The organism is Prosthecobacter sp., assembly GCF_049294395.1.
Classification (GTDB): Bacteria; Verrucomicrobiota; Verrucomicrobiia; order Verrucomicrobiales; family Verrucomicrobiaceae; genus Prosthecobacter.
Window position 1 is genome coordinate 1 of record NZ_JBAQCR010000277.1, and the last position, 26,112, is coordinate 26,112.

Below are 26,112 nucleotides of genomic sequence, written 5' to 3' on the forward strand. Positions count from 1 at the left end.
CGACAGACAGGAGTGTCCTATTACAAATTAGCTTTTAAGCCCTTTTTTACCTGTATATTTGAGAGTTGCGCCGGTTCTCCTTGCGGTTTTATACACTTGTTTTATACTCGCTCCGCCGCCCCTCTCCGTGGGTAACAGCGGCTTCTTATGAGCGCTTCAAAGACTTGGACTTTCTCCGGCATCCCTCATCTCTACCGCCACCAGAAGGGCACGTATTACGCCCGTCTCTCCATCGGCGGCAAACCGACTTTTCGCAGTCTCAAGACCAAGGTTTTGAGTGTGGCGAAACCCCAACTCAACGAGATCCTTCAAGACAACGCCCATCGTGATGAGCTGGGCAAGGATACTGTCATCACTGAAAAAATGACTGGAGCGGAGGCGCTAGCCATCCGTGAAAGCCAGCTTCAAAACGACCCATCCACCAAGAAAAGCACCAAGCGCTACTGGAAGGAAATTGTCGGACTCATCAAGAAAACTTGGCCCGATTTCGCCGTCTTGGAAATGCGTCGAATCTCTGTTCAGCACTGTGAGCAATGGGCAGGTGAGGCGGTCAAGGTGATGTCAGCTACTCGTTTCAACAATTGCCTCCTCATTTTGAAATCCCTGTTCAAGATCGCCATCAAACAAGGGGTGCGCCGCACCAATCCGGCTCTTGAGGTCAAGCGGGCAAAGGTTCGTCCAAAAGACCTCTCCGGTAAGCTGCCCAGCAAAAGCCACTTCAAGGAGTGGGTGGCGGCACTTCGCGCCGCTCGTGGCCGGACCTCTCAGGACCGAGCCGATTTCGTCGAGTTTCTGGCTTACACGGGAATGCGTCTCGGTGAATCAAAGTTCGTGCTTTGGAAGCACTGTGATTTTTCAAAAGGCGAATTCCTTGTGCTTGGTGATCCCACAGACGGCACCAAGAACGGCTTGTTTCGGCGCATTCCGATGATTGCAGCCGCCAGAGAGTTGCTGGAGAAGATGAAGGCGCGTAGCAAACCCGCTTCGGTCGATGAGCCGGTGATTCGTGTGAAAAGCGCTTATGCCGCCATGGGGCGGGCGGCCAACAAAATTGGCATCGCACCGCTCAGTCATCATGACTTGCGCCATCTTTTTGCGACGATTTGTATCGAGTCAGGCGTTGATATACCGACTGTCTCGCGCTGGCTGGGTCATCGGGATGGAGGGATTTTGGCAATGAAGGTTTATGGACATCTTCGGAACGAGCATTCTCTGGCGGCGGCGACCCGTGTTTCCTTCGCTGCTTGAGCGCAGCAGTCCATTTCTTCGCGCCTTTAGATGAAGGAGTTTTTTTCTTTGCCTTGCGCTTCGCGACCCTTTTTGTGTGCGATGGAGCGCCGAGATAGCGCTCCGCGCCATTGAGCAGTTTATCGACCTCTGACTGTGGGATGAGTGTTTGGCCGAGCTTCGTGATGGCCTTCACTTTTCCCGCGTAAAGCTGCCGATAGCCCCATGTTCGTTCCTTGCCGAATAGGGCGGCGAACTCCGCTGGAGTGTATGTGGCTTTGTCTGTCATCTTCAGAAGAAGGTCTTCACTGAGTCACCTTCCGACCAAAACGATGCTGTTCATCTGGCGGGAAAAGCACTGGCAAAGGTAGTTTCAGAGCGCTCGAAATCTCGACCAGCTCAAGGTCGGTCACGCATCGGATTCCTGACTCGATCTTTGCCAAGGTTTCCCTCGAAACATCCCAGCCGCTTCGTTGACACAGGCCCGCAAACTCTGACTGCGACATCGCCAAGTGCGTGCGGTGCTTGGCGAGTTGTGGACCGATGAGGTTCTTGGCAGTGCGGGACATTTCAATCTCAGAAAATAGATCAGATTCCGTTTGCGGCGGTTCTGATTTCGGAACAATGTTCGGTATTCGGAACAAAAGTTCCGATTTCAGAACAACATCCACTATTATGAACATCATCGTTAAGCGTCGCATCGGTCCCGATCCTCACGAGGGCGGGAGACAATCTTCGAGTTCATCAGGCTGCCCTGACATCCTGGAACTCGACAGTGGCGATTTCGCCATCATCGGCCAGGACATCACCGCAGCAGCCATCCCCGCGCTCCCTTCTTCCGCAGGCTGCGCAGCGGAGGAGCGGGTCATCCGCATTCCACGCGAAATTCTGCTTCGCGCAAAAGGCGACATCGCTCGCCTTGCATGAGATCCCACCCCTCTTGCCTTCGTCCCCACATTCTGTTACAAGGCAGGGTGTGGGGATTTTTGTGGAGTGGTTCGGGGCCAACTGGTTCAACCTGTTGCAGACCGTCGCTATCGTTGCCGGGTTGTTCTTTACCGGACGATCCTTTCTCGTGGATACCAGAATCCGCCGGATTTCCAACTTGCTCAACATCACCGAGCATCATCGCTCCATCTGGCAGCAGGTGATCGACAAGCCAAACCTTCTGCGAGTTCTGAACGCAGAAGCAAAACTCGACATCAAGCCCATCACACTTGAGGAGCGCATCTTTGTGAACCTCATCATTCTGCATCTGACAGCCGTCATGGCTGCCATCAGGGGACGGGTTCACGAGCAACCAGCAGGACAGGATGAGGATTTGCGCGAGTTCTTCAGTTTGCCCATTCCCAACAAGGTTTGGAAGGACTCCAAACGCTTCCGAGAACCTGATGTCATCGCATACATTGAGTCTCTGCTCAAACCAAAGCCCAAGAAGCGTCGTCGAAAGCTGCGCTGGTGGTTCCGCTAATAGCTCACTTTGAAAGTTGGTGAGTCTTCCGGTTTGGTTTTGCGCCTGTCATAGAGCCGCGTGGTCGCGATGCTCGCATGACCCAACCACTCCTGCACCTTCGCAATGTCAGCTTCATGATCCAGTGCATTCGTTGCCGCTGTCGCCCGTAACCCATGCACACAGACGGCGCTTGGATCGAGGCCAAGCACACGCGCATACTTTCTCACCACATCCTTGTAAACTCCGTGTCCGGTCAGCGCTTCATCGAGACTGCCGGATGAGTTCTTGATCGGACGAAAAAGGGCGCTGCCAGGTTTGTCTCCATGCCCCGCGTGCTCCAGGTATTCGCTGATACGCTGCAAGCTGTGCGGATGCACGGGCAGGAAGCGAATCTTGCCACCTTTGCCGTGAACGCGGAAGTGCAACACGCCGCGCCTCGATTGCAAATCACCGACCGCGAGCGAACACAGTTCAGCTCGACGCAAACCATGAAACAGCAGAATGGAAAGAATGGCGCGATCACGCAGCCCTTTGAGAGTGTCAGGTGCGGGTGCTTCGAGCAGAGCTTTCGCCTCAGCATCCCCCAACGCAGGGGATTTGCCTTCGTTCGTGCCTTGATTGGGACGCTTCACGCCATCAGCCGGATTGAACGGAACGGCATTGCACTCGCACAGGTAATCAAACAATGAAGCCACGGCAGAAAGTTTGCGGCGCACCGTGGACGCTTCCAAAGTGCGCGTCTCAAGCTGCTTGCGCCATGCAATGAGATGCGACCGTTTCACCAGGCGAAATTCTTCCGCTTGGTGAATGCCTGCGAACCGCATGAACTCCTGAACGTCGTTCTTGTATGCTCGCCGCGTGTTCGCGTTTTCGATGTTCGCGAACCACTCGACCTCTGGCGGCACGTTCGCCAAATTTTGAAACTCTGATGCCGTCAGCAAACGCTTGCTCGTTTCGACGACCAACCCTGAAGAACCATTAACCATTCCAACCCCCTCACCCTGAACGCATTATAGTAGTGATAAAATACATTATCAATACCATGTGGATCATTTGAAATATTCGCTCCAATTGTGCTCCAAGCGATTCGAATCTGTGCTCTTTTAGCAACAGAATTTTTTGTCGTAAATCGGAACAAACCGGTAATTGTAACCCGCGTTGCTACCACTGACTGACTCGCCAATACAATTGGCAGAAGTCCGTTTCTAATCCTTTGGACACCTGATGGTTCACGCCATCAGGCTTATGGTCTTGCGGAAGCGGGCCAGGGCCACGGAGTAAAAGACCGTGCCGATGGCAAGCAGCAGGACAAACGGCTGCCACACCACTTTGAGGCCCGCGCCGCGATAGAGGATGGCGCGGGATGCTGAGATGAAATGGGTCGTAGGTGCAGCCTGCATGATGTTTTGGACGAATTCCGGCATGCTTTCGCGCGGGGTCATGCCTCCGGAGAGCATTTGCAAGGGCAGCAGGACTAGGATGAGCAGCAGGCCGAACTGCGGCATGGTGCGCGCCAGCGTGGCCATGAAGATTCCCATTGAAGTGGTGGCAAACAAATGCAGCACCGCGCCGGTCAGGAACAGCAGGATGGAACCCTCGATGGGCACATGCAGCAGGCCTTGAACGACGAACAGCAGGGAGAGTGTGGTCGCGACGAGGACGACGAGGGCCATGGACCACACTTTGGAAAGCATGATCTCGGCGGGTTTCACGGGCATGACGAGCAGGTGCTCGATAGTGCCGTGTTCGCGCTCGCGGATCAGCGCCGCGCCGGTCAGGACAATGGAGAGCATGGTGACGAGGTTGATGATTTCCATCAAAGCTCCGAACCAGGCCGGGGTGAGGTTGGGATTGAAGCGGGCGCGTAATGTCAGAGTCACGGGGGCTGCAGGGACGCCGCGATAGCGCTGGAGAAACTCGGTGACCTCGCCATTGATGATCTGCTGGACGTAACCACTGCCCGTGAATGCCTGGCTCATCCGCGTGGCGTCCACATTCAACTGAAGCGTGGGACGCATTCCGGCAAGAACATCGCGCTGGAAATCAGGCGGGATGATGATGGCAAAGGTATAGTCTCCGGCATCCAGCCCCGCATCCACGTCGGCTGCGGAGATCATGGCGGGTGACATGAAGCTGGGTCGCTGAAAACTGGACGCGATTCGGGCTGAGAGCGGCGAAGTGTCCTCATCAGCGATGGCGATTGGGGCATGATGCAGTGCTTCCGGCATCGCCGTGGCAGATATGTAAACCATGGCCGTGAAGGCATAGACGATGAGCCCCATCATCATCGGGTCACGGGCCAGGCTCCAGAGTTCCTTCACCCCCAGGCGATAGATGTTGGCGAGACGGCTCATGATCAGGTGTCTTGCTTGCGGATCAGGGCAATCGCGACTCCCATGATCACAGGGACAGCCAGGATCAAAGGAATGAATGAGGCGTGGAGATCGGAAAAACCAAGCGCCTTGCTGAAGACGCCGCGACTGATCGTCAGGAAGTGCGTGGCCGGGTAGAGCCTTCCGATAACTGCTCCGGCACCTTCCAGTGAGGAGACAGGATTGATCAGGCCCGCGAACTGGGCAGTGGGAATCATGGTGCCAATCATGGTGACAAACATGGCTGCGATCTGGCTGCGGGTGAATGCCGAGGCCAGCAGACCAAAGCCCGTGGCGAACACGACGAAGATGAGCGCGGCGGCAGCAAGTGTGGTGAAACTGCCTTTGACGGGCACGTCAAAGACGGTGACAGCCAGCAGTGTCATCAGCAGGAAATTCAGCATCCCAAGAAAGATATAGGGCGCTTGTTTGCCGATCAGAAACTCGCTGCGCGTCACCGGTGTCACATGGAGGTTGACGATGGAGCCCAGCTCTTTCTCACGCACCACGGAGAGTGCTGTGAGCATGGCCGGAATCATGAGCAGCAGCATGGGAATGACAGCCGGAACCATGGCGGGCCGACTGCGCACATCCGGGTTGTAGCGGAAGCGTGTCTCGATGTTCAGAGCACCCGAAGCGGACTCAAGCCCGGAGCTCCGCGCGGCCATTTGTGCCAGCCAGCCCTGATGCATTCCCGACACATACCCCTGCGCGGTCTCGGCACGCTGCGGCATGGAACCGTCCACCCACGCGCCGATTTGCACGGGGGCTCCACGCTGCGCATCGCGGGCGAAACCGGGCGGGATTTCGATGGCGAGCGCCAGTTCGCCGGAACGCATCCGGCGGTCGAGATCGGCTTCGTCAAGGATGGGAGCCTGCTGCACAAAATAGCGCGAGCCGTTGAGGTTAAGGACATAGTTTTGGCTCAGGGTGGTCTGGTCGTGGTCCAGCACGGCGAAGCTAAGGTTTTCCACGTCCAGGCTGATGCCGTAGCCCATGACGAACATGAGCAGAGCCGTGCCGAAGAGTGACATGCCGGCAAGCACCGGATCGCGGCGCAACTCCAGCGCTTCTTTCCGCATGTAGCTGAATGTCCGGCCAAAGGCGAAGACCCGCTGTACGGGTGGTGCGGAGACACGGCCGGCGTCAGGCATCGGGGACACTGCCAGGGAGGATGCGGCGGGCAGATTGTCGCTGGCCGACGCCTCTTGAAGATGTTTGATGAACACCTCCTCCAGCGAGTGGGCACTGCTGTCCCTCACCAACTCTTCAGGGGGACCGCTGACGAGCACCCGCCCGGAGTGCATCAGCGAGACGCGGTCACACCGCTCCGCCTCGTTCATGAAATGGGTGGAAATGAAAATGGTGACTTTGTCCTGCCGGGCCAGATCGAGCATGAGTTGCCAAAACTGATCACGGGCGATGGGATCGACGCCGGAAGTCGGCTCGTCGAGGATCAGCAAGGTTGGTTTGTGAACCATGGCCACGGCCAGGGACAAGCGTTGCCGCACGCCGAGCGGCAGCGCCTCAGGCATGGATGAGAGCACGCCTTCAAGCCCGAAGCGCTTCGCCATCTCATCCACCCGGGCCGGGATTTCTTCCGCAGGGACCTGGAACAGGCGGGCGTGAAGAACGAGGTTTTGCTCCACCGTCAGTTCCGTGTAGAGGGAGAAGGACTGCGACATGTAGCCGACGCGCCGACGCGTACCGACATCACGCGGATCGACTTCATGGCCCAGCAGCCATGCCTTGCCCTCCGTGGGCGGCAGCAGGCCGGTGAGCATTTTCATGGTCGTGGTTTTGCCGCAGCCGTTGGAGCCAAGGAACCCGAAGATCTCGCCGCGCCGGATGCGCAGATCCACCCGCTCCACGGCAGTGAAGTCGCCGAAACGCATGGTCAGCCCCCGTGCTTCGATGGCGGTCACATCCTTCTCGGAGGGGGCGAAGCGGGAAACCACCACCGGCTGGTGGAGACGCCGTTTTTCCTCCGGCAGCAGGGCGATGAAGGTGGCATCCAGGGAATCCGTCGCGGTGCGTGTGCGCAGTTCGGAGGGAGTGCCGGTGGCCAACACCTTGCCCGCATCCATGGCCACCAGCCAGTCGAAGCGATCTGCCTCCTCCATGTAAGCCGTCGCCACAATCACGCTCATCCCAGGCCGTTCCCGGCGGATGCCGTCCACGAGGCTCCAGAACTGGCTGCGAGAGAGTGGATCAACCCCTGTGGTCGGTTCGTCGAGAATGAGCAGGTCCGGGTCGTGGATGAGCGCGCAGCAGATGCCCAGCTTCTGTTTCATGCCGCCGGATAGCTTACCCACCGGGCGGTCAAGGAAAGGCCGCAGACCGGTGCGCGTCGTCAGTTCGTCGATCCGGCGGCGGCACTCGGCGCGGTCATGCCCGAAGAGACGCCCGAAGAACTGCAGGTTCTCTTCAATGGAAAGGGTGAGATACAAGTTCTTGCCCAATCCCTGCGGCATGTAGGCGATGCGTGAGCACACCGCACGGCGATGTCGGGCGCTGGCCATGTCGCCACCCAGCGTTTCCACCTTGCCCGCCTGCACCTTGTGTGCGCCTGCGATCAGGGAAAGGAGGCTCGATTTGCCAACGCCGTCCGGGCCGATCAAACCCACCAGGCTGCCGCCGGGCAAATCAAGATCAATGCCATCCAACGCAAGCGTGCGTCGATGGCGGAGACGCACTCCGCGCAGACTGGCAACGACGGCGGCGGTGTTCATTGGGGCAGCTTTAATGCCAGATGGGAGGGCCACTCCGCCTGCGCGTCGATCTTCACCCACGCGACTCCCGGCAGCCCCGTCTTCACACGCTCCAGATGTTCTTTCAGCAAGCCACGGTCAATCTGCGCTTTGACGCGAAACATCAACTTCTGGCGTTCGCTCGCGGTCTCCACCGTCTTGGGCGTGAACTGCGCGACGCTCGCCACATACGAGACACGCGCCGGGATCACAAACTGCGGTGCTGCATCCAGGATGAGCCTCACCTCGCTGCCGAGCGCCACCCTGCCCGCCACTGTCTCGGGTAGAAAGAAGGTCAGATACACGTCACCTAGATCCACGAGGTTCAAAACCTTCCCCCCAGCGCCCAGCACCTCTCCTGGTTGCGTGATCAGATACTGCACCCGTCCATCGCGGGGCGCTTTCAGCGTGCAGTCATCGAGTTCGGCCTGCACGCGGCCCACAGTCGCCTGCACTGCCTCCACCATCACCTCTGCATCCTGCACCTGTGCGCTGGCTGCGGCCACAGCACCCCCGGCTGCCGCCACCTGCGCCTTTGCCGCCTTGATCGCCGCCTCTGCGCTTTTCGCGCGGGCACGATCATCGTCGAGGTTTTGTTCGGACACCGCATTCTTTGTCGCAAGCGATTCGGTGCGCACCAGCCGTTGCTGCGCCGCCTGCTCCTCGCTCTCGCGCTGGAGAACCACAGCCTCGGCTGCCAGTTTTTCGCTCTCCCGCGCCGTCACCTGCGCCTGGGCGGTGATGATCGCATTTTTCGCCTGCCGAAGCTTTGCCTGGGCCTCCAGAAACTGGGCATCCAGAATGTCGGTCTGAATCCGGGCGAGCACCTGGCCTTCCTTCACGAAATCGCCTTCACCCACCAGAACCTCCGCCAAACGCCCAGGCACTCGGGCTGCGAGATTGATCTCGGTGGCCTCAATGCGTCCGTTGCCAGATACGACCCCTGGAGCAAGATCGCCCTTCAGGCCATGCCGCCAGAAAAGGACAGCCGCCACGGCTAAGACTAAGGCGAGCACGACGGCTACCGCCAAGATTCGGGATTTCAGCATATTCATCGTGTTAAATAAATCAGCGCAGAAGCGCGTTCATGAGGTGCCCCCCTTCCACTTTGGACCCTTGATCTATGCCAGAGATTCGCCGGTGCCATAGGTGAGGACTTCGGAAACGGAGAGGCGGACTTTGCGGGGCCAGTTGCCCGGAGCTGGATAACCCACCGCCAGGAGCATCACCGGCAGGTAGCGCTCGGAAATTTGGAACTCCCGCTTCACCCCTTCCGGGTCAAACCCGATCATCGGGCCGGAAACCAGCCCTTTCGCTTCGGCGGCGAGCATCAGAGTCATGGCTGCCAGCGAAGCCGACCGGATGGCTTCGTCACGCTGGGCCGCTGGGTTTGCATACATCTGGCCAGCCATGCCGACCATCCCGTCCACCACAGCTTGGTCGATTATGCCAGCCTTGACGGACCGACCTAAAGTTTCGGCTAGCTTCGTGTGGGCCAGCAGGTCGCCCAATACGATGAAGGTGACGGCCGCATCTATCACCTTTTGCTGGCCGTAGGCGACCGCTTTGAGTCGTTCTTTGTCCTGCGGCTCGGTGATGGCAACAAAGCGCCAGTGTTGCTGGTTAAACGAGGATGGTGCCTGTGTGGCGCAAGCGACCAATTCTTCGATTACGGTGTGCGAGAGCGATGTGTCTGGGGCAAACTTGTTGGCCGAGATTCGTTGATTGATGATTCCGAGTGTGTGCATGTCCAAGTGTGGTGAGTATTTGGTGGTGGGTCAAAAAATCGCGCGATCACCACTCACCTCCCAGCGCCTTGATCAGGCGGACGGTGGCGATGTGGCGCTGCGCGGAGATTTGGGCGGTCTGACGTTCCGTAAGGAGGCGGGTGCGCTCGGCGTCGAGGAGTTCGAGATAACTGAGGGTGCCACGCTCATAGGACTCGCGAATGAGGTCAGTGGCTTTGGTGGAGGCGGTGAGGGCATCGCCGATGGCGCTGGCCTGCTCGCGCAGGTAGCGGGTTTGGGCGAGACTGGTCTCCACATCGCGGATGCCGGTGAGGACGGTCTGGCGGTAATTCGCGATGGCTTCTTCGCGGGCGGCTTTGTGACGCTTGACGTTGAAGTGGATGACGGCCCAGCCGGTGAGCGGGAGGCTGACGCTGGGGCCGATGCTCCATACTTTGCTGTTGCCGGTGAGCAGGGTGTCCACTTCTTTGCTCAAGTAGCCGCCGGTGCCGGTGAGACGGACGGCGGGGAAATAGTCGGCGGTTGCGACGCCGATGTCGGCATTGCGGGCTGCGACGATGCGCTCGGCGGCGGCGATGTCCGGACGGCGCTCCAACATGCTGGCGGGGATGCCTGCGGGGATGACGGGCGGGGCTTTGGAGCCGATGGGATGCTCGCGAAGGGTGAAGCTGCTGGCGGGCTGGCCGCACAGGAGGGCGAGAGTGTCGCTGGCTTCCTGACGCTGGCGCTTTACGTCGGCGAGTTCAGCCTTGGCAGTGGCCACTTCGGTCTGGGCTCGGGCGAGATCGGTCTCAGGGATGGCTCCGGCTTTGAACTTGTCGTTGAGAAGGTTCACAAATTTTTCCCGCAGGGCGATGGTGCGGCGCAGGGCGTCGAGTTCGGCATCGGCGGCGCGGAGCAGGAAGTATTGTGCGGCGACATCGCCAGTGAGGGTGAGGATGGCGCTGTGGTAGCTGGCGGAGGTGGAATCGGCGGTGGCGCGGGCGCTCTCGACTTCGCGCCGCACCTTGCCCCAGAAGTCTATCTCGTAGCTGAGGTCGATGATGGTGCTGAAGCTGTTGACGCGCCCACGCGGGATGGCAACGGGCACGGGGGTGGGCAGATTGCCGGAGAACTGCTCGCGCTTGGTGTCGCCTTTGAGGCGGATGTCGGGCGCCCACTCGGAGGCGCTGATGCGGGCGGAGGCGCGAGCCTGATCGACGCGGGCGGCAGCGGACTTCAAGGATGGGCTGGCTTGAAGCGCGAGGGCTTCGAGGCGGTTGAGTTCGCTGTCGCGGAAGACTTTCCACCATTCGCCACGCGCGGTGTCATCGCGCGGGGCAGCGGTCTGCCAGCGCCATTTCGCGGGGGTGATGTCGGCGGTGTCGGGCTGCTTGTAATTCGGGCCGACGGCGCAGGAGGCGAGGCCAAGCGCAAGGGCTGCAAGAAGGGTCTTGGTCATGAGGTGCTAGTGGGTTGGCTGGCCTTGTTCGCGTTCGCGGGTCTTCGTTCCCTTGGCGAGGGCTTTCGCGATGCGCCTCTTTCTGATGCGATCTGGGAACTGAATGAGGTCGTCGAAGATGGAATAGATGACGGGCGTGGCGAGCAGCGTGAGCAGCAAGGATAGGCTCTGGCCGCCGAGAATGACGCCCGCCGTGGCATTGTTATAGGCGGCACCGACGCCCTTCGCAGTCATCATGGGGATCATGCCCGCGACGAAAGCCAGCGTGGTCATGAGGATGGGGCGCAGACGCTCTTTGTTGGCGAGCAGGATGGCATCGAGCCGGTCCATGCCTTTGGCACGAAGCTGGTTGGTGTGGTCGATTTGCAGGATGCCGTTCTTTTTCACCATGCCGAAGAGCACGAGGATGCCGAGCATGGAGAAGATGTTCACCGACTGCTGGAAGAGGATGAGCGAGAGGATGGCAAAGGGCAGCGTGAGCGGCAAGGCGAGCAGAATGGTGAGCGGATGCACCCAGCTCTCAAACTGCGCGGCGAGGATGAGATACATGAAGATGAAGGCCATCAAAAACGCGACCATGAAGGCCTTTCCCGCCTTGGCCATTTCCTTCGAGCGTCCGGCGCTGCCACTGGCGTAGTCGGCCGGCAGGTTGAGCATCTTCACGGCGGTGGCGATGCCATCAAGGATTTCGGTTTCACCCACTCCAGGGGCGTTGTTGGCGGTGATGGTGACCTGGCGGCGGCGGTTGAGACGGTTGATCTGCGAGGGGCTGTCCGTGTTTTCCAGCGTGAGCAGATTGGTGATGGCGACGGGTCCGGCCTTGGTGGAGGGCACGGTGAGGAGATTGAGGATTTCGCGGGTGTTGCGGTAGCTCTCCTCAGCCTGGAGATGGATGTCGTATTGCTCGCCGCTGTCGTCGAAGGTGGAGACGTCGAGACCGCCGACGAGCAGGCGCAGCGTGCCGGAGATGTCCTGGATGCTGGCTCCCATCTCGCCTGCTTTGTTGCGGTCCACGCTGCCGGAGATTTCAGGCTTGCCGGGAATGAGAGTGCTGTCGAGGTCGCGGATGCCGGGGAGGTCTTTGACGTCTTTGATCACTGATGCCGTGGCGCGGGTAAGCGTGTCGAGGTCAGGCCCGGCGATGAAATACTGCACGTTGGCGCTGGACTGGCCCGTGTTGAAAGGCGGGACAGAGAGCACGGTGATGCGCCATTCCGTGGGGAAACGCGGTACGATCTCTTTGCGCACGCGGTCCATGAGGGTCTGCTGGTCTTCGCGCAAAGCGGGATCATTCAGGCGCACGAAGATGCCTGCGAGATTCGGCGTGCGCTGGTCATTGTCCCCGATGGTGAGAAGTGTGCCGTCCACGCCGGGCAGCTCGCGGATCGCACGGGCGAAGCGCTCGGCCATGAGATCGGTGGCGGCGAGGCTGGTGCCCTCCGGCGTGCGGATGTTCACCACGAACTCCGCCTCCTCCACCGGCGGCAGGAAGCTCTTTTGCACGATCTTCATCAGCGTGGGCACGGCGGCGAGAATGCCGAAGCAGCCCAGCACGATGATCCAGCGATGCCGCATGGAAAAGCGCAGCAGCACCATGTAAAACGCCTCCACCGGGCGGTAGAAGATGTTTACCAGATGCTCCAGCCAGGCGTCAAACCGCGTGGCGTGGCCTTTGCGGAACATGCGGGCGGAGAGCGTGGGCGTGAGCGTGAAGCTGACCAGCAGCGAAACCGCGATGGCGAAAGCCATGGTGAGGCCGAAACTCTTCAGGAACATGCCCACAATGCCGCTGAGGAAGGCCACGGGCACGAACACCGCGAGCAGCGATAGCGTGGTGGCCAGGACGGCCATGCCGATCTCCTTCGGTCCTTCCACGGACGCGGTGAAGGAGTCCTCGCCCTTCTCTTCCATGTGGCGGAAAATGTTTTCCACCACGATGATGGCATCATCAATGACGATGCCGACCGCCAACGCGAGGGCGACGAGGCTGATGACGTTTAATGTCACTCCCTGCGCCCACATAACGCCGAACGCGGCGATGATGGAGGTGGGAATCGCGAGCGCGGAGATGATGGTGGCGCGTGAGTTGCCAAGGAAAATCAAAACGATCACGGCGGCGAAAATGGCCCCCAGCACCAAGTGCTCCTTCACCGCGTGAACGCTGGTGCGGATGACTTGCGACGTGTCGCGCACCATTTCGACATCGTAGCCTGCGGGCAGCAGTTTTTTAACATCGCCGAGCTTCTCATTCACCGCATCCACCACGGCCACCGTGTTTGTGCCGCTTTGTTTACGGATGGAGAGCACCACAGAGGGCACGCCATTGTTACGGGCCACGGTTTTTTGCTCCTCGGCCCCGTCTTCCACCCGCGCCACGTCACGCACGCGGACCAGACCGCCGTCCGCCTCGCGCAAGACGAGCATGCCGATCTCCTCCACGCTCCGTGCCTTGCCCAGCACGCGGAAGCCCGCCTCGCTGGCCGCATTCTTCACCGTGCCGGCAGGGATTTGCACGTTCTGTGCGCGGAGGCCGCGCTGCACGTCCGCAGCGGTCAGATTGTAGGAGCGCAGCCGCATTGGATCGAGCCACACATTGATCTGCCGCAGTCTTCCGCCCAGCAGCGTGATCTGCCCCACACCACCCACGCTTTCAAGCTGCCGCCGCAACACCTTGTCGGCAAACTCGGTGATCTCGCGCACCGGCTTGTCGGCCACGAGGGCGATGTTCAAAATAGGCGCGGCATCGGGATCGAGCTTCTCGATGATCGGCGCGTCCACCTCCTCCGGCAGATCGGGGATGATACGGGCGATGCGGTCCCGCACTTCCTGTGAGGCCACGTCGATGTTTTTCTCCAGCACAAAAGTCACCAGCACCTGCGAGATGCCCTCGCTTGAAATGGAGCGCAGTTCATCAATGCCTGCGACGGTGTTCACCGCCTCCTCGATCTTGTCCGTGATCTCGGTCTCGATCTCCTTCGGCGTCGCGCCGTCCTGCCGTGTGACGATGCTGACCGTGGGGAAGTCAATCTTTGGAAACCGATCCACCGGCAGCTTCGTGTAGCCCAGCACCCCCACGACCACGAAAACGAGGATGATGACGCTGGCGAAGACCGGGCGGCGGACGGAGATAGCGGCGAGCCATTGCATGAGCGTGTGAAGTGAAAATTAAGCGGCGGGTTCAAAGCGAAGCCCATCGGCGGCCTCTGCGCTGGGTTTAGCCAGCAACGGCTCACCGGCGGCGACTCCACGCCGGATTTCTGTGAAGCCCTCGCGCGTCTCTCCCACCTCCACGAGGCGTTCGGAGATCGTGTTGTCTTTGGTGATGACGAAGACCTTGCGGCGCGAGCCTTCGATGCGCAGCGCCCCCTCCGGCACCGCGACGGCTTTTTCCTCACGAAGCAGGATGCGCGCATCGCAAAAGAAGCCGGGCCGCAATTTGCTTTCCGCGTTGTCCACCGTCGCCTCAATCACCAGATCACGCGAGGCCTCGCGCATCGTCGCGCCAAGGAATTTCAACTTGCCCGTGAAGCGCTGCGCCGGGAACGCCGCCGTGGTGAACTCCACCACCTGACCGATGACCAGAGCGCCAACTTCCGTCTCCGGCACACTCAGCACGAGCCGTAGCGTGGACAGATCCACCACGCGGGCGACAGGGGAATCCGCCTTCACATACTCGCCTGGCTCCACCATGCGCTCCGCCACCACACCGCCAAACAACGCGCGGATCACGCAGTCATCGAGCGTCTTCTGCGCCAAGGCCTGACGTGCCTCCGAGGCCGCCAGTTCCGCCTCGCGCGCGGCGACTTCCGTGAGCAGCTTTTGGTAATCCGCATCCGCCACCGCCTTTTTCTCCGCCAGCGGCTTGTTGCGCTCCTGCTCGTTCTTCGCCAGCGCCAGCCGCGCCTTCGCCAGACCCACGGAGGCCGCAGCCTCCGCCAGAGAGAGCTTGGGCTGGCGCTCGTCGAGCTTCGCCAGCACATCGCCCGTCTTCACCACGGAACCACGTTCAATCGAAGCCGAGACCACTCGCCCCATCGAATCCGCCGCCACCACGGCGTCATTCTGTGCGGCGAGCTGCCCCGTCACACGCAGGAAACGCGGAAAGGCACGTTCAGCGGCCTGCACGGTGGCCCCTTTCACGATCACCGGCGCTACTTTCGGCTTTTCCGCCTGCGGAGCCGGTGCCGGAGCTTTGTTGCAAGCCACCAGCGCAAGCGCGGCAGCGGTTAAGATGCAGAGTAAGGTCGTTTTCATGCTGAAGTGCGTTTCTTGGAAAGGGTTGTCTTTGGCGTCCCGAGTCCCCGGAGCGCCATGTCCGCGATGCTGTCCGCCAGCCGAGCGATACCCGCCTCCGCCTCCGGCACGGCAAATCCAAGCCGCCCGATCACCTCACGGCTGTGGTCAAAGTGGACGCACATCGCAACAATTTGATGCGCCGCCATCTCCCGCCCATCCTTGTCCAGCGAGTCTCCCGCCAAGGCATTCACAATTTTGACGAGGTTCGCGAAATTCGGCTTGATGATCAGCTTCACCAGCTCGCCCAAGGCTGCCGTCGGCTGCCGCATCTCATGCGCCATCAGCCGTCCCAGCACCGGATGCGCCGTGCGTCTCAGCAGCACAAAGCGCAGGCAAAACTGAATCCATTCCCGCAACGACTGCTCAGGTTCCTCCGTCGGCTTCGGCGGCGGCTCCTGCTCCAGCAACTTCCGGTGCGCCGCCAGCAGCACCTCGCGGTAAAGCCCCTCCTTGCTGCTGAAGTAATAATTGATCGACGCCACATTCACCCGCGCCTTCAGGCTGATCTCCCGCACGCTTCCCGCCGCAAACCCCGCCTTCGCAAACACCACCCCCGCCGCCACCAGGATACGCATCTTGCGCGCCTTCGGGTTACGTTCTCGAGTGGGGCGCGTGAGGGTCATGGGCATTGGAGTTAAATGGCTGTTTATAAACGGACGTTCCATTAACCATGCGCAGACTCTTGTCAACGTGTGAGATGAGAATACCCTGCGGGTGGAGACAAGCGGGTCATCTACCAAGTGGCGTGGGCTATATGCACCAATTGGCAACTGGTCATTCAGGCTGCCATGCCTCCATCGCGTGACTGGCTGCTCCGAGCGCACCAGCGTCATCGCCAAGGGTCGAGGGGATGATGTGCGGCGGCATGTCGCGAAGGGCGGGCATGAGCGTAGCAGCATGGTTCGCGATGGCGCTGCAAAAACGCTCACCCAGGGCCACGCTGAGCGCGGACGAGAAACGCCGCCTGCTCGACCTGCAACGCCAGCACGCCGAAGTGCTGGGCATGCTGCCCGAGATCGCCGGATTTCAAGACCGCCCCGAGGAATATGGAAAGTTTTTCCGTAACATGATCCAGCAGTCCGCCGGCCTCACCGAGCCGCAGGGTGACTCCGTGGATGCCTATATGCGTCAGCGCGCGCAGTTGATGAATCAGCAGGGTCTGAACGCCGGTCGTGAGCCGCAGGACGCGCAGCTCGAAGCCGCCTGGGAGGCACGCCGGGATGCCTTCAACACGCAGACGGCCACCGGCCTGCAAAATCTGCTGCCACCCGGCGCAGCGCAAAAGGCGGGCATCTCCCCGGAACTGTTGGAATTCCTGGAGATGGACTTCGACAAGATACTCGCTCCCGGCACAGCCAAGCCTTGAGCCACGGCATTGCGATTGCGGCTTGCGCGTCCGACGCGCACCGCCAGCACGGGGCGGCACCCAATTTCAATTCTCGTGTTTGCCCTTCGTGTAATGGACGCCTCTGCCGCGCCCGTGGCGCGTCAGTAATCCGGCATCTACCAACTCGGACATCTTCGCCTTGAGCGTATTACGGTTTGCGGCGGTGGCTTTGACCGCCTCAGCAAGCGTTATGCTCTCCGCGTCGTCCAGCAGCCTCATGAGGGATGCGGCCAGCGGTGAACTGGCCTCGACACGCCTTTGCTCGACCTGGACCTTCACATTCAGATTGTCCTTCTGGCGCACCAGACAGCGCAGAAAGAACAGCAGCCAGGCATCCCATTCCACGCGCTTCTTCCGCATCGTCGCCTGCGTCTTTCTCAGCGCCTTGTAGTAGAACTCTTTGTTCTCCTCGATCACCGACTCCAGCGAGGCATACGGCACATAGCTGTAGCCGTGCCGTAGCAGGAGCAGAGTCGTCAAGACCCGCGACAGCCGACCATTTCCATCCTGGAACGGATGGATGGCAAGAAACCAGACCACAAACACGCCCGTGACGAGCAGCGGGTGAAGGTCGCCGTCTCTTTCGGCCTCGATCATCCATTCGACCAGCCGCTTCATGGCAAAGGGCGTCTCAAACGGCGATGCCGTTTCAAAGACGATGCCGAGCTGGTTTCCTTTTGCGTCGAACGCGGCCACATGATTGTCGAGCGTCTTGTAGTCGCCGCGATGCCGCTCGTCTTTGCTCGAAAACTGGAGCAGCGTCCGATGAAGCTGGCGGATGTGATTTTCCGTGACCGGGATGTGCTCGAAGGACTCGAACACCGTGTCCATCGCAGCCGCGTAGCCCGCGACTTCTTCTTCATCCCTGCTTTTGAACTCCTGAATTCTGAGTCCTGACAAAAGCGTGGCGATTTGCTGATCGGTGAGCTTGCTACCCTCAATGCGCGTGGACGAGCCAATGCTTTCAATGGTGGCGATCTTCTTGAGCTGCGAGAGCTGATCCCGTGAGAGGCGCTTGAAGGCACGCCACTGCCCTTTGAACTCATCGAGCGAGGCGATGAGCTTGAGCATTTCTGCGGTTATTGGCGGTTCTGGGGCGAGTTTTTGCAGCATTGCGTATCCATTCAATATCCAATTATATCCATTTCATCTCCAATTTACAAGCCTTCCGTTCATCACTGATTTTCAGGGGGGAAAGGCCTTTCCCTCGCCGCTACTTCGTGGGCGGCTACCCATTCCAACGGGAAGTGTCCCGTAACGCCCTCACCTGCCGCGTGACGCCGTTGACTGTCTCCCGGCGGTTCGTGTTCGTGCATGGCTCCTGATGTTTTCCCGCTGCAAGGGCAGCTTGGTTTTGGCAGAGGCCGTCTGCCCATCAACCCCCGGCCCGCTCCATTCGCTGCCGCTCCCGTGTTGGGGGCATGACTGGCAGCCTCATGACCTCCGCCTTTGCACCAGCGCCCCGCAGCGGGGTAAAAACACAAACCAGGAGCAAAACATGAATCAAAACACACTCACCAAAACCGATCTCCGCCAGTTCACCGGCACGGAGCAATGGCATCGCCACGGCATCGCACGCAACGTGCTCTACACCGACGGCGCACAATACGTCGCCGAAAGCGGCGGAGCCTACTGGCTGCTCGATGAGATCGCCTTCGCCCAATCCATCCGCGAAGTCGCAGCCGAAGCCTTCCAGGTCTGGCGGCTGAAGGTCAATCCTGACCACACCGCCACCCTCGAATGCGAGGATGGGAACTCGAACATCCGCTTCTCCAAGCGGATCGAGTTCACAGACTTCCCTCTCGATGAAGTGGCCTTCTACTTCACCGATCACGTCATCATGCTGCCGAGCGAATACTAGCCCGGCAGCTTGTCCGCCCAAGGCAACTTGGGCGGACATCTCTTTTCATCATGAATACTTGGAGGGGAGTTTCATCTGTCGGGAAAAGCCTTTCCCTCGCGCCTACGATGTGCGGCGCTACCCATTCCAACGGGAGGTGTCCCGTAACGCCCTCAAGAATCCACACCAGGCAACACCGCCACCACGAGCAATCCCGCCATTCGTCGGCGCGGTCGGGACACGCCCTCCACTGCTTCGCCAAACGGCCAGCTTGCTCCCCACCTTCCTCTTGGACCAAACCTCCGCCGGGCAATCCGGTGATTTCCTCAGCCCGCCTTCGCCCTCCTGCGGATCACCCTTCCTTGCCCCGGCTCGGTTCCGTCCGCTCTGATACTCTGAAAGGCGCGGCACGACGCGCCATGCGGAAGGGTGGAATCGAAGCATGGTTTGCTTCCTCGCATGAAGGCTGCGCACGTTGAGTGTGGTTTTGCTGGAAGTCAGGCCATCAGGTTCTCGTCACCGTTTCTTGTGGGCAGTTCTTCATGGCTCCTTGGGTTTCTCACTTGGAATTTTGGAAACGTAGCAGCCGCGCAGGGCAGTCAATGCCCGGCCCGCTCCATTCGCTGCGCTCCCGTGTTGGGCATGACAACGCCCTGCTTCACCGGCTGCTCAGCACGCTCCCAATCCCTTCGGGGAGAAACCACTAAACAAGGAGAACCTATGAATAACAAACCAGCCCACGAAATCAGAAACGGCGGAGTCAAAGTCACCATCTGGCTAAACGAAGACCAGGGCAAAACCCGCTACAGCGCCACCGTGTCCCGCAGCTACAAAGCTGGCGAGGAATGGAAGCAAACCACCAGCTTCCTCAAATCCCACCTGTCGAAGCTGAGCACAGCGCTTGCTCAAGCCGAGCAGTGGATCGCGGAACGCGAACCCGCTGCCGCCGAGGCACAAGCAGCTTAAACCTTGATGCCGCGCCTTCGGGCGCGGCATTCTTTTTTCACATCCAACTCTCCAAGGAGAACGATCATGACTTTCATTCAACTCGACTACGACACCTGGTTTGAACAGTTCAAACCCATCACCAAAACTGGAACCGACCACATCGCTTTCGATACCCACGACGACATTGATTTTCTGCGCACACAACCCAACTCGAAAATCTGGACTCTCATCGACTGCCCTGACTACAACACAGCGGTCATCGTCAATGGTTACTGGCGTATCAACCGTTTGGAATACTACGTCACCGAAGTGGCTCATGACGAAGCTGATGAATACAACATCGAGTGAGGTGTGGGGGAAAAGCTTTTCCCTCGCCGCTACTGCGTGGGCGGCTACCCATTCCAACGGGAAGTGTCCCGTAACGCCCTCGCCCGCCGCGTGACGCCGTTCGATCCGCCTTCAGCAAGCCTTGAAGAGTCAAGGCGCGGCGTTTCAAACCACGTCACTGCCGCCCCATGTCGCACACCGAAGCAGCCGGACGCTTCGCTTCTGCCTGACCCTCCGCTTCGCTACCGGCTGCTTCCGTGCCAGTCAAACCCACCGCGAGCAATCCCGCCTTCATCATCAGGGTCGGGGCAAGCCCTCCCTCTGCTGACAAAGGCCAGCTTGCTCCCCCTCAACCTCTTGGACCGATCCGCAGATGCGCCGGACCGCGACCACTTTGCCCGCCTTCGCCCTCCCTTCTTGTCGCCGGTCCTTGCTACATCTGCGGTTCCGTCCGCTCTGAAGCGCCTGCTCTCGCAGGCGGGGCAAGCGCGTCTCTGTGGAGACTTTCAAATGATGCCTGCACAGGCGGGCCTTGTGGCACCGCCGCTTGCCCTTAGTTTTCACAAAACACTTCTCGGCAACCGGGCCGTTTCATCTACAATTCCCGCACACTATGAGCCGCAGATTCCACACCATTCTCGCCGTCACGCTTTGTCTGTTTCCCCTCATTCCATCTTCTGCGCAGACAGAGCAGCAGAAACAAACGATGCCAGTGCTGAAGGCCGCGAGCGAGCGCCTCATGCGCGGCGACATCGCAGCTCTCGACGAGGTGAAAGCCCTGCCGGGCGACGATTCGGTTGCCGGACTTCTGATGTTCTTCAAACAGAATTTCTACGTCTATTCCAAAGAGACCCAGAAAAAGGCCATTGCCGCCAAAGCTGCGCAATACATCACCGAATGCCCGACCGCCGCTGACTACATCAAGCGCCTCTTCAAGAAGGAGGAAGGAAGGCCCAAATCGGGAATGCTCATGAACTACCGGCAGACCACGCTGGACAGCCTGACCGCCGCGAACAACAAGTTCGCCGTCAGTCTCCTCATCGAACTCATGGACGAATCCAACTTGGAGGTGCCGCCCGGAGATTTTGCCGTTGCCATCGCCAAGATGGGCATCCCTTCTGCTCCCTTTACCAAGACAGAACTGAAATCCGCCGCCACGCCAGAGGGCGTCGCCAAATGGAAATCATGGTGGAAAGAAAACAAAGACGGCTTCCCCGACAAGTGATGGGCAGTAGTTCGCTCCGGCAGCCACGGTTTAGATGCTAAACGCCTTTAGCTTCTCGACCAAGATTGCCCGCCTCTTCTCGATGAATTCGAGAAAGCTGTCGAAATCATACGACGCGAGTGTCGGGATCGCGTGACGGTCTTTGAAGTTTGCATCACGGCTGGCGAACCAGTCGCCGAAATCTTCCGCGCTCTTCTCAAGATTCTCCCTGTCAGTCAGAAGCTCAAGGTTGAGGATGCAGTTGAACCATTTCTGATACTCCGTGATCTTCGCGTCATCATAGCCACGCGCTTTCAGCTTGGCATTCGTGAACTCTGATTTCGGGAACACATGGTCCTCATGGTAGTTTTTGTCCTTCCAGTCACGGTCAGGATACAAAAGCGCCAGGATCAGATAGCTGTATTTCGTGCTGTAGTTCGTCGCCAGCAGGTTCTCAATCTCGCTGTCGGTGAAGGATGCCTCAATGTTCAGCCGCTTGTTCATGGCTTCGTAAGGGAAGCTCTTGAAGTCAGCCTGCTCATCAATGACCTGCTGAAGATTGGTCAGCGTGGTGTCGGATGACCCGCCGAACGCATTTTTTAGCAGCACCAGCGCCAGCCACTTCTGCATGATGAGCTGGTTTCTCACATCCTCCTTGTTGGAGGACGTGACGAAGTGCTTCGCCCCAAGCTTGCCGAGGTAATAGGCAATAGGAAGCAGCGCGATCTTCGACACGATGTTCTTGTCACTAAAGCCAAACCGGCTCGCAAGCTGGATCGCCTCTTCGAGGTTGTCCTTGATCTTCGGCCAGGCGTTTTCGATTTTCTCCAAATTCGTCCGGTTGAAGTTCTTAACCTTGTATTGGATAGGCAGCCCCTCGGTGAGATACAGGCAGCCTTTCAGAACAAAGTCTTTGCCGAAGGAATAGCCGTTCCCGATGGCGTTGAGGTCATCGGTGAATGAATGGATCTCCTCACGCGCATTGAGGTTCGCCCACTTGGCAGTGGCGGTGGAAAGCAGGATGTCGCTATACTCCAGCTTCACGCCTCCCGTGTTCGCACGGATGAACGCTTCCACGACCTTGTCATAGTCCTGCGATTTCTCCTCGTAGTAGTTCAGCAGCCGCGCCGTGCTGATGCGGGAGTGCAGGCGTCCAATGTGGGAATTGGCGATGTCGCGTTCATGTTCCGTGAACCCGGCCAACTGCTGTTTGATGCTCCGCTTTGCATCTTCCGCGTCATCGAAGTTCAGAATGTCGCCCACTAGATACCAGTATTGCGGGGTGGTGTCTCTAGGGTCCGGCTGGCTGTCAGCCCTGAATTTGAATTGATAGGTCAGTTCTTCGGGATTGTCGTCCTTGATGGGTTCCTTCAACAGGTTCAGGTAAAGCCGGGTCTTGTGCCACCGGTAGTAGAAATATCGGTAGGAGCCTTTCAGTCCGATGAACAACGAGGTCAGCCGTTGCTGCCCGTCGAGCACAAAATAGATGTCCTGGTTGATGCCCTTGACGCTGGCTTCCTTGTTGTGCGGCGCTTCGGCGTCATAATCCCTGATGAATTCGTAGGCGACCCATTCGCTTTTGTTCTCTTCCTTGATCTTCCAGAACAGGAAGGTGCTGATTGGAAAGTCTCCCATGATCGAGTCAAAGAGCTTTTCGATAGCGTAGGTGCCCCACACATATTCTCGCTGGATGGCTGGCAGGAACGTGGTCCGGTTCAAAAATTCCGATACGACTTCGCTGATGGTCTTGGGGATGTAGCTCATTCTGACTTTCTCCTGAAGTTTAGGCCGTCTTTTCTCGTGAGGCGGTTTTTTCTCTTCTGGTTGTAAACGTGTTCCTGTTTTTGAACAAGGGCTTCTGGCGGGAAAGGTCTTTCCCTCGCCGCTACTTCGTGCGCGGCTACCCATTCTAACGGGACGGTTCCCGTAACGCCCTCGCCTGCCGCGTGACGCCGTTCGGCTCGCCTTCAGCAGCCTTGAGGGTCAAGGCGCGGCGAACCGAACCACGTCACTACCTGCCACGATACTGAACACCGAAGAAAGCCGGACACTTCGCTACCGCCTGACCGTCCGCTGCGCTTCCGGCTTCTTCCGTGTGAATCTTCCCGCCTTGCGGCGGTGAACTACGCCGACCGCTTGTGCCTCGCTTGTCGGCTCTGATGCCTCCCGGACGTTCGTGCCGTCAAGGGCATCCACCAGTCTCCCCAAATTGTCCTCTCTCGTGCCTCGCTGCGGGACTTTGGGGATGCCCCTCTGGCGGAGCCTCCCTGTGACTGCCGCCCGTCCTACGGCGGTTTGGTCATCATGTTTTGCGCGCGCCCGAGTGCTTTGCGCAAACCCGCAACAGGAGGAAACAACATGAAACCAGACATCTACGAACAGGTCACAGACCGCATCATCACACAGCTTGAATCAGGGGTTGTCCCTTGGAAATCGCCATACTTCTCGAAGGTTGGTTTTCCCCGCAACTTCTCCACCGGCAGAGCTTATCAGGGAATCAACGTCTTCCTGCTTGGAAGCCTGCGCTTCACCTCGCCTCACTTCCTGACCTTCATTCAGGCCAAGGAGCTTGGCGGACACATCCGCAAAGGTGAGCACGGTTCCCTTGTCGTGAAATACGGCACCTACACCAAGCACGAGGACCAAGCCCCCGCCATTGAGGACGAGGCAGAGACACGCCGCTTTTTGAGGGCTTACACCGTGTTTCATGCTTCGCAGATCGAAGGCATCGAATTCCCGCAGCCCGATAATCTGCCCGAGCTTTCCATCACACAGAAGACAGACCGCGCCCGCGAGATCGTCGCAGCGATGCCCAACGCTCCCGCCATCCATGACGGGAACGCGATTCCCTGCTATCGGCCCAAGACTGACAGCGTTCACATGCCGGAGCGTGGTTTCTTCGGGAGTGAAGAAGCGTATTATTCCACCCTCTTTCACGAGCTGAGTCACAGCACCGGCCACGCCTCACGCCTTGCCCGTAAGTCACTGCTTGAGAACAAGGGTATTGATGCCGCAGGCGACACCGCCCGCAAAGTCTATGCCGAGGAAGAACTGGTTGCAGAAATGGGCGCTTCATTCCTGAACGCCCACGCCGGCATCATGGAGGACGAAATCAGCAACTCCGCCGCCTACCTGCAAAGCTGGATTGATGTCCTCAAAAGCAAGGACGCCAAAAGCTGGATTGTCCGCGCTGCATCGCAGGCACAGAAGGCAGCCAACTACATCTTGAACATTCAGCCGGAGGTTCTGCCATGAGCACCTTGCTTGCCCTCTCAGATGCCGAGCTGATCGAATTGGCAGACCTTACCGATGCGGAGTTTGACGAGCTGGAAAACCAGCTCGCACTTCGCGCCGCGTGCCTTGGCTGGACTGGCGACCCCATGCGCCAGCCGCTCGAAACCGTCGCCGCCATCGTGCGCGGCATCATCTCCAAACGCATCGACTAAAGCGCACACCATGAATGCCCTTGTCAAAGTCACCGGACCCCACGCCGGAGCCGTCAGAATCGAAGGCAAGCCCCGCGCCGCTTGGCGCGTTGCCGTGATCGAAATACAGAACCGGAAGCCACAGGGCAAGGTTTATCACTGTCTCAGCTATCACCGCGCCGTTTCACTTTCCTGCAATATGGCACATGACCGGAAATTGCACCTTCACCTGGAAGCACTGCCCCGTTAGGGGCAGCAGATGCGACACTCGCTGTTCGCTTGTTCTGCGAATACTTTTGGAAGTGCCCGCCCTGCCCATCCCTTGGTGCGGCTCCTCAAAGCGTCGCCTATTGACTCGGAAACCAGAGTTTTGATTTCTCCACAGGATTACTGCGGCGGCAATTGGCTCACTACTGAGGCCCCTTGCCCCACATCTCCACCGCTTGAATTCTCCCCACAGGCTGTTTGAGCTTGGCAACTTCGCGAAGCTCTGAGCCATCAGGCTTCATCCTGAAAATCCCATTGCGAGTCGCGAAGACTACCACGCCAAGCTCGCGCATCAAAGCCAGCGGAGCTGACTTGTCGTAGCCGACAAGATAAGGTTCGGCCAACACTCGCTGCGGTTCACTGCCAATGGTTTTGATCCAGGTGCCGCGAAGTTTCATGTCCGGGATTTCCCGTGAATAGATCAGCGTGTCGTGGCTGACCCAGCCGATATGATCGGCTTCAATGCCCAAATTCTCGGCGGTCTTCTTTTCGACATCGACCACCACCAGCGCCTGCCCGTTATTGCATAGCACATAGCGGCCATCCATGGAAGGGTCAGTGATCTTCTGGCAATCAAAAGGCAGCGTGGCCACCTCCTCCACTGTGTTCTTCTTGCGGTCGAATACGCTGACGGTTTTGCCACCGATGATGAAAGCGCATCTGTCGTTGTTGAGCCACTGCACATCTGACACCTTGCCGCCATTCTTGGGAAACAAGGTGGGCTCCGGCTTGTCGATGTCATAGACAAAAAATTTCTCGCCATCGTCGCCCACCAAGACCTTGCAGTCGGGTGAGCGAAGCTTGGCTTTGATATGCGGGGTGATGTTTGTTTGCTGCAAGTCGCCCGTGCTCAAGTCCACCCGGAGTTGCTTGCTCTGCACATTGACCAAGCAGGCTTTGTCAGAGGCCAGCGCCACGTTGACCGAAAAGTATTGCGCGTAGAACTGGCCGTATTTCGTGGCCTGCCGCTCGTTGATAAACTTGAATGCGGTCCAATCAATGCCCGCGATCCAGATGTCACCGTCTTTGACATACATGGCTTGGCTGCCGTCATTGGTAAACGCAGGAGGCGTTTCAACGCCCATCACCCCGTCTTGTTTTCCATCCAGCCCGAACCGCATGATGCCACGCTCTGCCTGCACCATAAGATGCCTGCTTTCAGGATAGTAAAACACGCGCATCGGAATGCCCCGCAGCCAATTCTTGAAGATCACTTCACCTGTGCTGATGTCATAGAGGTCGCCGCCAACCAGGGCCAGCCAGCCCAGCTTGTCGGGAAGCGCGTCAGCTTTCTTTTTGATCTCTTCCACCACGGCGGGATCAGGTTTCGCAAACTCCCAGCGCGGCATCGTGCGCTTGAAGAACCACCATGCACCAAACAAGCCCGTGCTGAGCAGCACCACGCCGATGGCAATCGCGTATTTCGG

General features: G+C 59.0%; 24 protein-coding genes. 11 read left to right on the forward strand and 13 right to left on the reverse strand.

Going from position 1 to position 26,112, the window contains the following annotated elements; genetic code table 11:
• Positions 1 to 147: 147 nt before the first annotated feature.
• Positions 148 to 1,248, forward strand: coding sequence for a site-specific integrase (locus WAW39_RS18755; protein WP_294229176.1), 1,101 nt, complete (start codon positions 148 to 150; stop codon positions 1,246 to 1,248).
• 284 nt (positions 1,249 to 1,532) lie between these two features.
• Here WAW39_RS18755 and WAW39_RS18760 read toward each other — a convergent pair whose 3' ends face one another.
• Positions 1,533 to 1,796 (reverse strand): helix-turn-helix transcriptional regulator, encoded by a 264-nt coding sequence (locus WAW39_RS18760; protein ID WP_322283948.1) that lies wholly within the window; start codon positions 1,794 to 1,796, stop codon positions 1,533 to 1,535.
• A 106-nt stretch (positions 1,797 to 1,902) separates the two neighbouring features.
• On the opposite strand from WAW39_RS18760, the gene WAW39_RS18765 reads away from it, so the two are divergent.
• Positions 1,903 to 2,154, forward strand: a complete 252-nt coding sequence (locus tag WAW39_RS18765; protein WP_294229180.1) for a hypothetical protein — start codon at positions 1,903 to 1,905, stop codon at positions 2,152 to 2,154.
• A complete protein-coding gene (locus WAW39_RS18770) occupies positions 2,147 to 2,698 on the forward strand; it encodes a hypothetical protein (protein WP_422320714.1) in 552 nt (183 codons plus the stop codon). The genes WAW39_RS18765 and WAW39_RS18770 overlap by 8 nt, the downstream gene beginning before the upstream one ends.
• Here WAW39_RS18770 and WAW39_RS18775 read toward each other — a convergent pair.
• From WAW39_RS18775 to WAW39_RS18815, 9 genes are all read right to left on the reverse strand, one after another.
• The gene (locus tag WAW39_RS18775) at positions 2,695 to 3,666 is read right to left on the reverse strand and encodes a tyrosine-type recombinase/integrase (protein ID WP_294229186.1); all 972 of its coding nucleotides are present in this window, start codon (positions 3,664 to 3,666) and stop codon (positions 2,695 to 2,697) included. The genes WAW39_RS18770 and WAW39_RS18775 overlap by 4 nt on opposite strands.
• Positions 3,667 to 3,909: 243 nt before the next feature.
• A complete protein-coding gene (locus tag WAW39_RS18780) occupies positions 3,910 to 5,034 on the reverse strand; it encodes an ABC transporter permease (protein WP_294229189.1) in 1,125 nt (374 codons plus the stop codon).
• 2 nt (positions 5,035 to 5,036) lie between these two features.
• The gene (gene rbbA, locus WAW39_RS18785) at positions 5,037 to 7,784 is read right to left on the reverse strand and encodes a ribosome-associated ATPase/putative transporter RbbA (protein ID WP_294229192.1); all 2,748 of its coding nucleotides are present in this window, start codon (positions 7,782 to 7,784) and stop codon (positions 5,037 to 5,039) included.
• Entirely contained in the window at positions 7,781 to 8,851 is a 1,071-nt protein-coding gene (locus tag WAW39_RS18790; protein WP_345780995.1) for an HlyD family secretion protein, read from the reverse strand. The genes rbbA and WAW39_RS18790 overlap by 4 nt, the downstream gene beginning before the upstream one ends.
• 72 nt (positions 8,852 to 8,923) lie before the next feature.
• Positions 8,924 to 9,550: a nitroreductase family protein gene (locus tag WAW39_RS18795; protein ID WP_294229198.1), complete on the reverse strand. Its 627-nt coding sequence runs from the start codon at positions 9,548 to 9,550 to the stop codon at positions 8,924 to 8,926.
• A gap of 46 nt (positions 9,551 to 9,596) precedes the next feature.
• Complete coding sequence (locus WAW39_RS18800) at positions 9,597 to 10,991, reverse strand: efflux transporter outer membrane subunit (protein WP_294229202.1); 1,395 nt, start codon at positions 10,989 to 10,991, stop codon at positions 9,597 to 9,599.
• Positions 10,992 to 10,997: 6 nt separating this feature from the next.
• Positions 10,998 to 14,138, reverse strand: a complete 3,141-nt coding sequence (locus WAW39_RS18805; RefSeq protein WP_422320715.1) for an efflux RND transporter permease subunit — start codon at positions 14,136 to 14,138, stop codon at positions 10,998 to 11,000.
• An 18-nt stretch (positions 14,139 to 14,156) separates the two neighbouring features.
• Positions 14,157 to 15,245: an efflux RND transporter periplasmic adaptor subunit gene (locus WAW39_RS18810; protein WP_294229208.1), complete on the reverse strand. Its 1,089-nt coding sequence runs from the start codon at positions 15,243 to 15,245 to the stop codon at positions 14,157 to 14,159.
• Positions 15,242 to 15,910, reverse strand: coding sequence for a CerR family C-terminal domain-containing protein (locus tag WAW39_RS18815; RefSeq protein WP_294229211.1), 669 nt, complete (start codon positions 15,908 to 15,910; stop codon positions 15,242 to 15,244). The genes WAW39_RS18810 and WAW39_RS18815 overlap by 4 nt, the downstream gene beginning before the upstream one ends.
• Before the next feature lie 260 nt (positions 15,911 to 16,170).
• Between WAW39_RS18815 and WAW39_RS18820 the strand changes: the two genes are divergently transcribed.
• Complete coding sequence (locus WAW39_RS18820; protein WP_294229214.1) at positions 16,171 to 16,653, forward strand: hypothetical protein; 483 nt, start codon at positions 16,171 to 16,173, stop codon at positions 16,651 to 16,653.
• A gap of 66 nt (positions 16,654 to 16,719) precedes the next feature.
• On the opposite strand, the gene WAW39_RS18825 is transcribed toward WAW39_RS18820, so the two are convergent.
• A complete protein-coding gene (locus tag WAW39_RS18825; protein ID WP_294229217.1) occupies positions 16,720 to 17,745 on the reverse strand; it encodes a Fic family protein in 1,026 nt (341 codons plus the stop codon).
• Positions 17,746 to 18,172: 427 nt separating this feature from the next.
• Between WAW39_RS18825 and WAW39_RS18830 the strand changes: the two genes are divergently transcribed.
• From WAW39_RS18830 to WAW39_RS18845, 4 genes are all read left to right on the forward strand, one after another.
• The gene (locus tag WAW39_RS18830) at positions 18,173 to 18,535 is read left to right on the forward strand and encodes a DUF6876 family protein (RefSeq protein WP_294229220.1); all 363 of its coding nucleotides are present in this window, start codon (positions 18,173 to 18,175) and stop codon (positions 18,533 to 18,535) included.
• A 699-nt stretch (positions 18,536 to 19,234) separates the two neighbouring features.
• A complete protein-coding gene (locus tag WAW39_RS18835) occupies positions 19,235 to 19,480 on the forward strand; it encodes a hypothetical protein (RefSeq protein WP_300192813.1) in 246 nt (81 codons plus the stop codon).
• A gap of 66 nt (positions 19,481 to 19,546) precedes the next feature.
• Positions 19,547 to 19,810 carry a hypothetical protein gene (locus WAW39_RS18840; RefSeq protein ID WP_422320716.1) on the forward strand — a complete coding sequence of 88 codons (264 nt, stop codon included), beginning with the start codon at positions 19,547 to 19,549 and terminating at the stop codon, positions 19,808 to 19,810.
• 592 nt (positions 19,811 to 20,402) lie between these two features.
• Positions 20,403 to 21,014 carry a hypothetical protein gene (locus WAW39_RS18845; RefSeq protein ID WP_422320717.1) on the forward strand — a complete coding sequence of 204 codons (612 nt, stop codon included), beginning with the start codon at positions 20,403 to 20,405 and terminating at the stop codon, positions 21,012 to 21,014.
• Positions 21,015 to 21,044: 30 nt separating this feature from the next.
• Here the strand turns inward: WAW39_RS18845 and WAW39_RS18850 are convergent, their stop codons facing one another.
• Positions 21,045 to 22,757 carry a GmrSD restriction endonuclease domain-containing protein gene (locus WAW39_RS18850; protein ID WP_422320718.1) on the reverse strand — a complete coding sequence of 571 codons (1,713 nt, stop codon included), beginning with the start codon at positions 22,755 to 22,757 and terminating at the stop codon, positions 21,045 to 21,047.
• A 594-nt stretch (positions 22,758 to 23,351) separates the two neighbouring features.
• On the opposite strand from WAW39_RS18850, the gene WAW39_RS18855 reads away from it, so the two are divergent.
• The 3 genes from WAW39_RS18855 to WAW39_RS18865 are packed head-to-tail and all read left to right on the forward strand — an operon-like array spanning position 23,352 to position 24,668.
• The gene (locus WAW39_RS18855) at positions 23,352 to 24,248 is read left to right on the forward strand and encodes an ArdC family protein (RefSeq protein ID WP_422320719.1); all 897 of its coding nucleotides are present in this window, start codon (positions 23,352 to 23,354) and stop codon (positions 24,246 to 24,248) included.
• Positions 24,245 to 24,439, forward strand: a complete 195-nt coding sequence (locus WAW39_RS18860) for a hypothetical protein (protein WP_422320720.1) — start codon at positions 24,245 to 24,247, stop codon at positions 24,437 to 24,439. The genes WAW39_RS18855 and WAW39_RS18860 overlap by 4 nt, the downstream gene beginning before the upstream one ends.
• A gap of 10 nt (positions 24,440 to 24,449) precedes the next feature.
• A complete protein-coding gene (locus WAW39_RS18865; RefSeq protein WP_422320721.1) occupies positions 24,450 to 24,668 on the forward strand; it encodes a hypothetical protein in 219 nt (72 codons plus the stop codon).
• 160 nt (positions 24,669 to 24,828) lie between these two features.
• Here the strand turns inward: WAW39_RS18865 and WAW39_RS18870 are convergent, their stop codons facing one another.
• Entirely contained in the window at positions 24,829 to 25,998 is a 1,170-nt protein-coding gene (locus WAW39_RS18870) for a hypothetical protein (RefSeq protein ID WP_422320722.1), read from the reverse strand.
• Positions 25,999 to 26,112 lie beyond the last annotated feature (114 nt).

Excerpts from the sequence above, each read along its gene's own strand:
- WAW39_RS18850 (WP_422320718.1), bottom strand. The coding sequence starts at position 22,757 with ATGAGCTACATCCCCAAGACCATCAGCGAAGTCGTATCGGAATTTTTG.
- WAW39_RS18845 (WP_422320717.1), top strand. The coding sequence starts at position 20,403 with ATGAGCCGCAGATTCCACACCATTCTCGCCGTCACGCTTTGTCTGTTT.
- WAW39_RS18775 (WP_294229186.1), bottom strand. The coding sequence starts at position 3,666 with ATGGTTAATGGTTCTTCAGGGTTGGTCGTCGAAACGAGCAAGCGTTTG.
- WAW39_RS18860 (WP_422320720.1), top strand. The coding sequence starts at position 24,245 with ATGAGCACCTTGCTTGCCCTCTCAGATGCCGAGCTGATCGAATTGGCA.
- WAW39_RS18815 (WP_294229211.1), bottom strand. The coding sequence starts at position 15,910 with ATGACCCTCACGCGCCCCACTCGAGAACGTAACCCGAAGGCGCGCAAG.
- WAW39_RS18765 (WP_294229180.1), top strand. The coding sequence starts at position 1,903 with ATGAACATCATCGTTAAGCGTCGCATCGGTCCCGATCCTCACGAGGGC.
- WAW39_RS18780 (WP_294229189.1), bottom strand. The coding sequence starts at position 5,034 with ATGAGCCGTCTCGCCAACATCTATCGCCTGGGGGTGAAGGAACTCTGG.
- rbbA (WP_294229192.1), bottom strand. The coding sequence starts at position 7,784 with ATGAACACCGCCGCCGTCGTTGCCAGTCTGCGCGGAGTGCGTCTCCGC.
- WAW39_RS18820 (WP_294229214.1), top strand. The coding sequence starts at position 16,171 with ATGAGCGTAGCAGCATGGTTCGCGATGGCGCTGCAAAAACGCTCACCC.
- WAW39_RS18790 (WP_345780995.1), bottom strand. The coding sequence starts at position 8,851 with ATGCTGAAATCCCGAATCTTGGCGGTAGCCGTCGTGCTCGCCTTAGTC.
- WAW39_RS18865 (WP_422320721.1), top strand. The coding sequence starts at position 24,450 with ATGAATGCCCTTGTCAAAGTCACCGGACCCCACGCCGGAGCCGTCAGA.
- WAW39_RS18835 (WP_300192813.1), top strand. The coding sequence starts at position 19,235 with ATGAATAACAAACCAGCCCACGAAATCAGAAACGGCGGAGTCAAAGTC.
- WAW39_RS18830 (WP_294229220.1), top strand. The coding sequence starts at position 18,173 with ATGAATCAAAACACACTCACCAAAACCGATCTCCGCCAGTTCACCGGC.
- WAW39_RS18855 (WP_422320719.1), top strand. The coding sequence starts at position 23,352 with ATGAAACCAGACATCTACGAACAGGTCACAGACCGCATCATCACACAG.
- WAW39_RS18840 (WP_422320716.1), top strand. The coding sequence starts at position 19,547 with ATGACTTTCATTCAACTCGACTACGACACCTGGTTTGAACAGTTCAAA.
- WAW39_RS18795 (WP_294229198.1), bottom strand. The coding sequence starts at position 9,550 with ATGCACACACTCGGAATCATCAATCAACGAATCTCGGCCAACAAGTTT.
- WAW39_RS18755 (WP_294229176.1), top strand. The coding sequence starts at position 148 with ATGAGCGCTTCAAAGACTTGGACTTTCTCCGGCATCCCTCATCTCTAC.
- WAW39_RS18805 (WP_422320715.1), bottom strand. The coding sequence starts at position 14,138 with ATGCAATGGCTCGCCGCTATCTCCGTCCGCCGCCCGGTCTTCGCCAGC.
- WAW39_RS18825 (WP_294229217.1), bottom strand. The coding sequence starts at position 17,745 with ATGCTCAAGCTCATCGCCTCGCTCGATGAGTTCAAAGGGCAGTGGCGT.
- WAW39_RS18760 (WP_322283948.1), bottom strand. The coding sequence starts at position 1,796 with ATGTCCCGCACTGCCAAGAACCTCATCGGTCCACAACTCGCCAAGCAC.
- WAW39_RS18810 (WP_294229208.1), bottom strand. The coding sequence starts at position 15,245 with ATGAAAACGACCTTACTCTGCATCTTAACCGCTGCCGCGCTTGCGCTG.
- WAW39_RS18800 (WP_294229202.1), bottom strand. The coding sequence starts at position 10,991 with ATGACCAAGACCCTTCTTGCAGCCCTTGCGCTTGGCCTCGCCTCCTGC.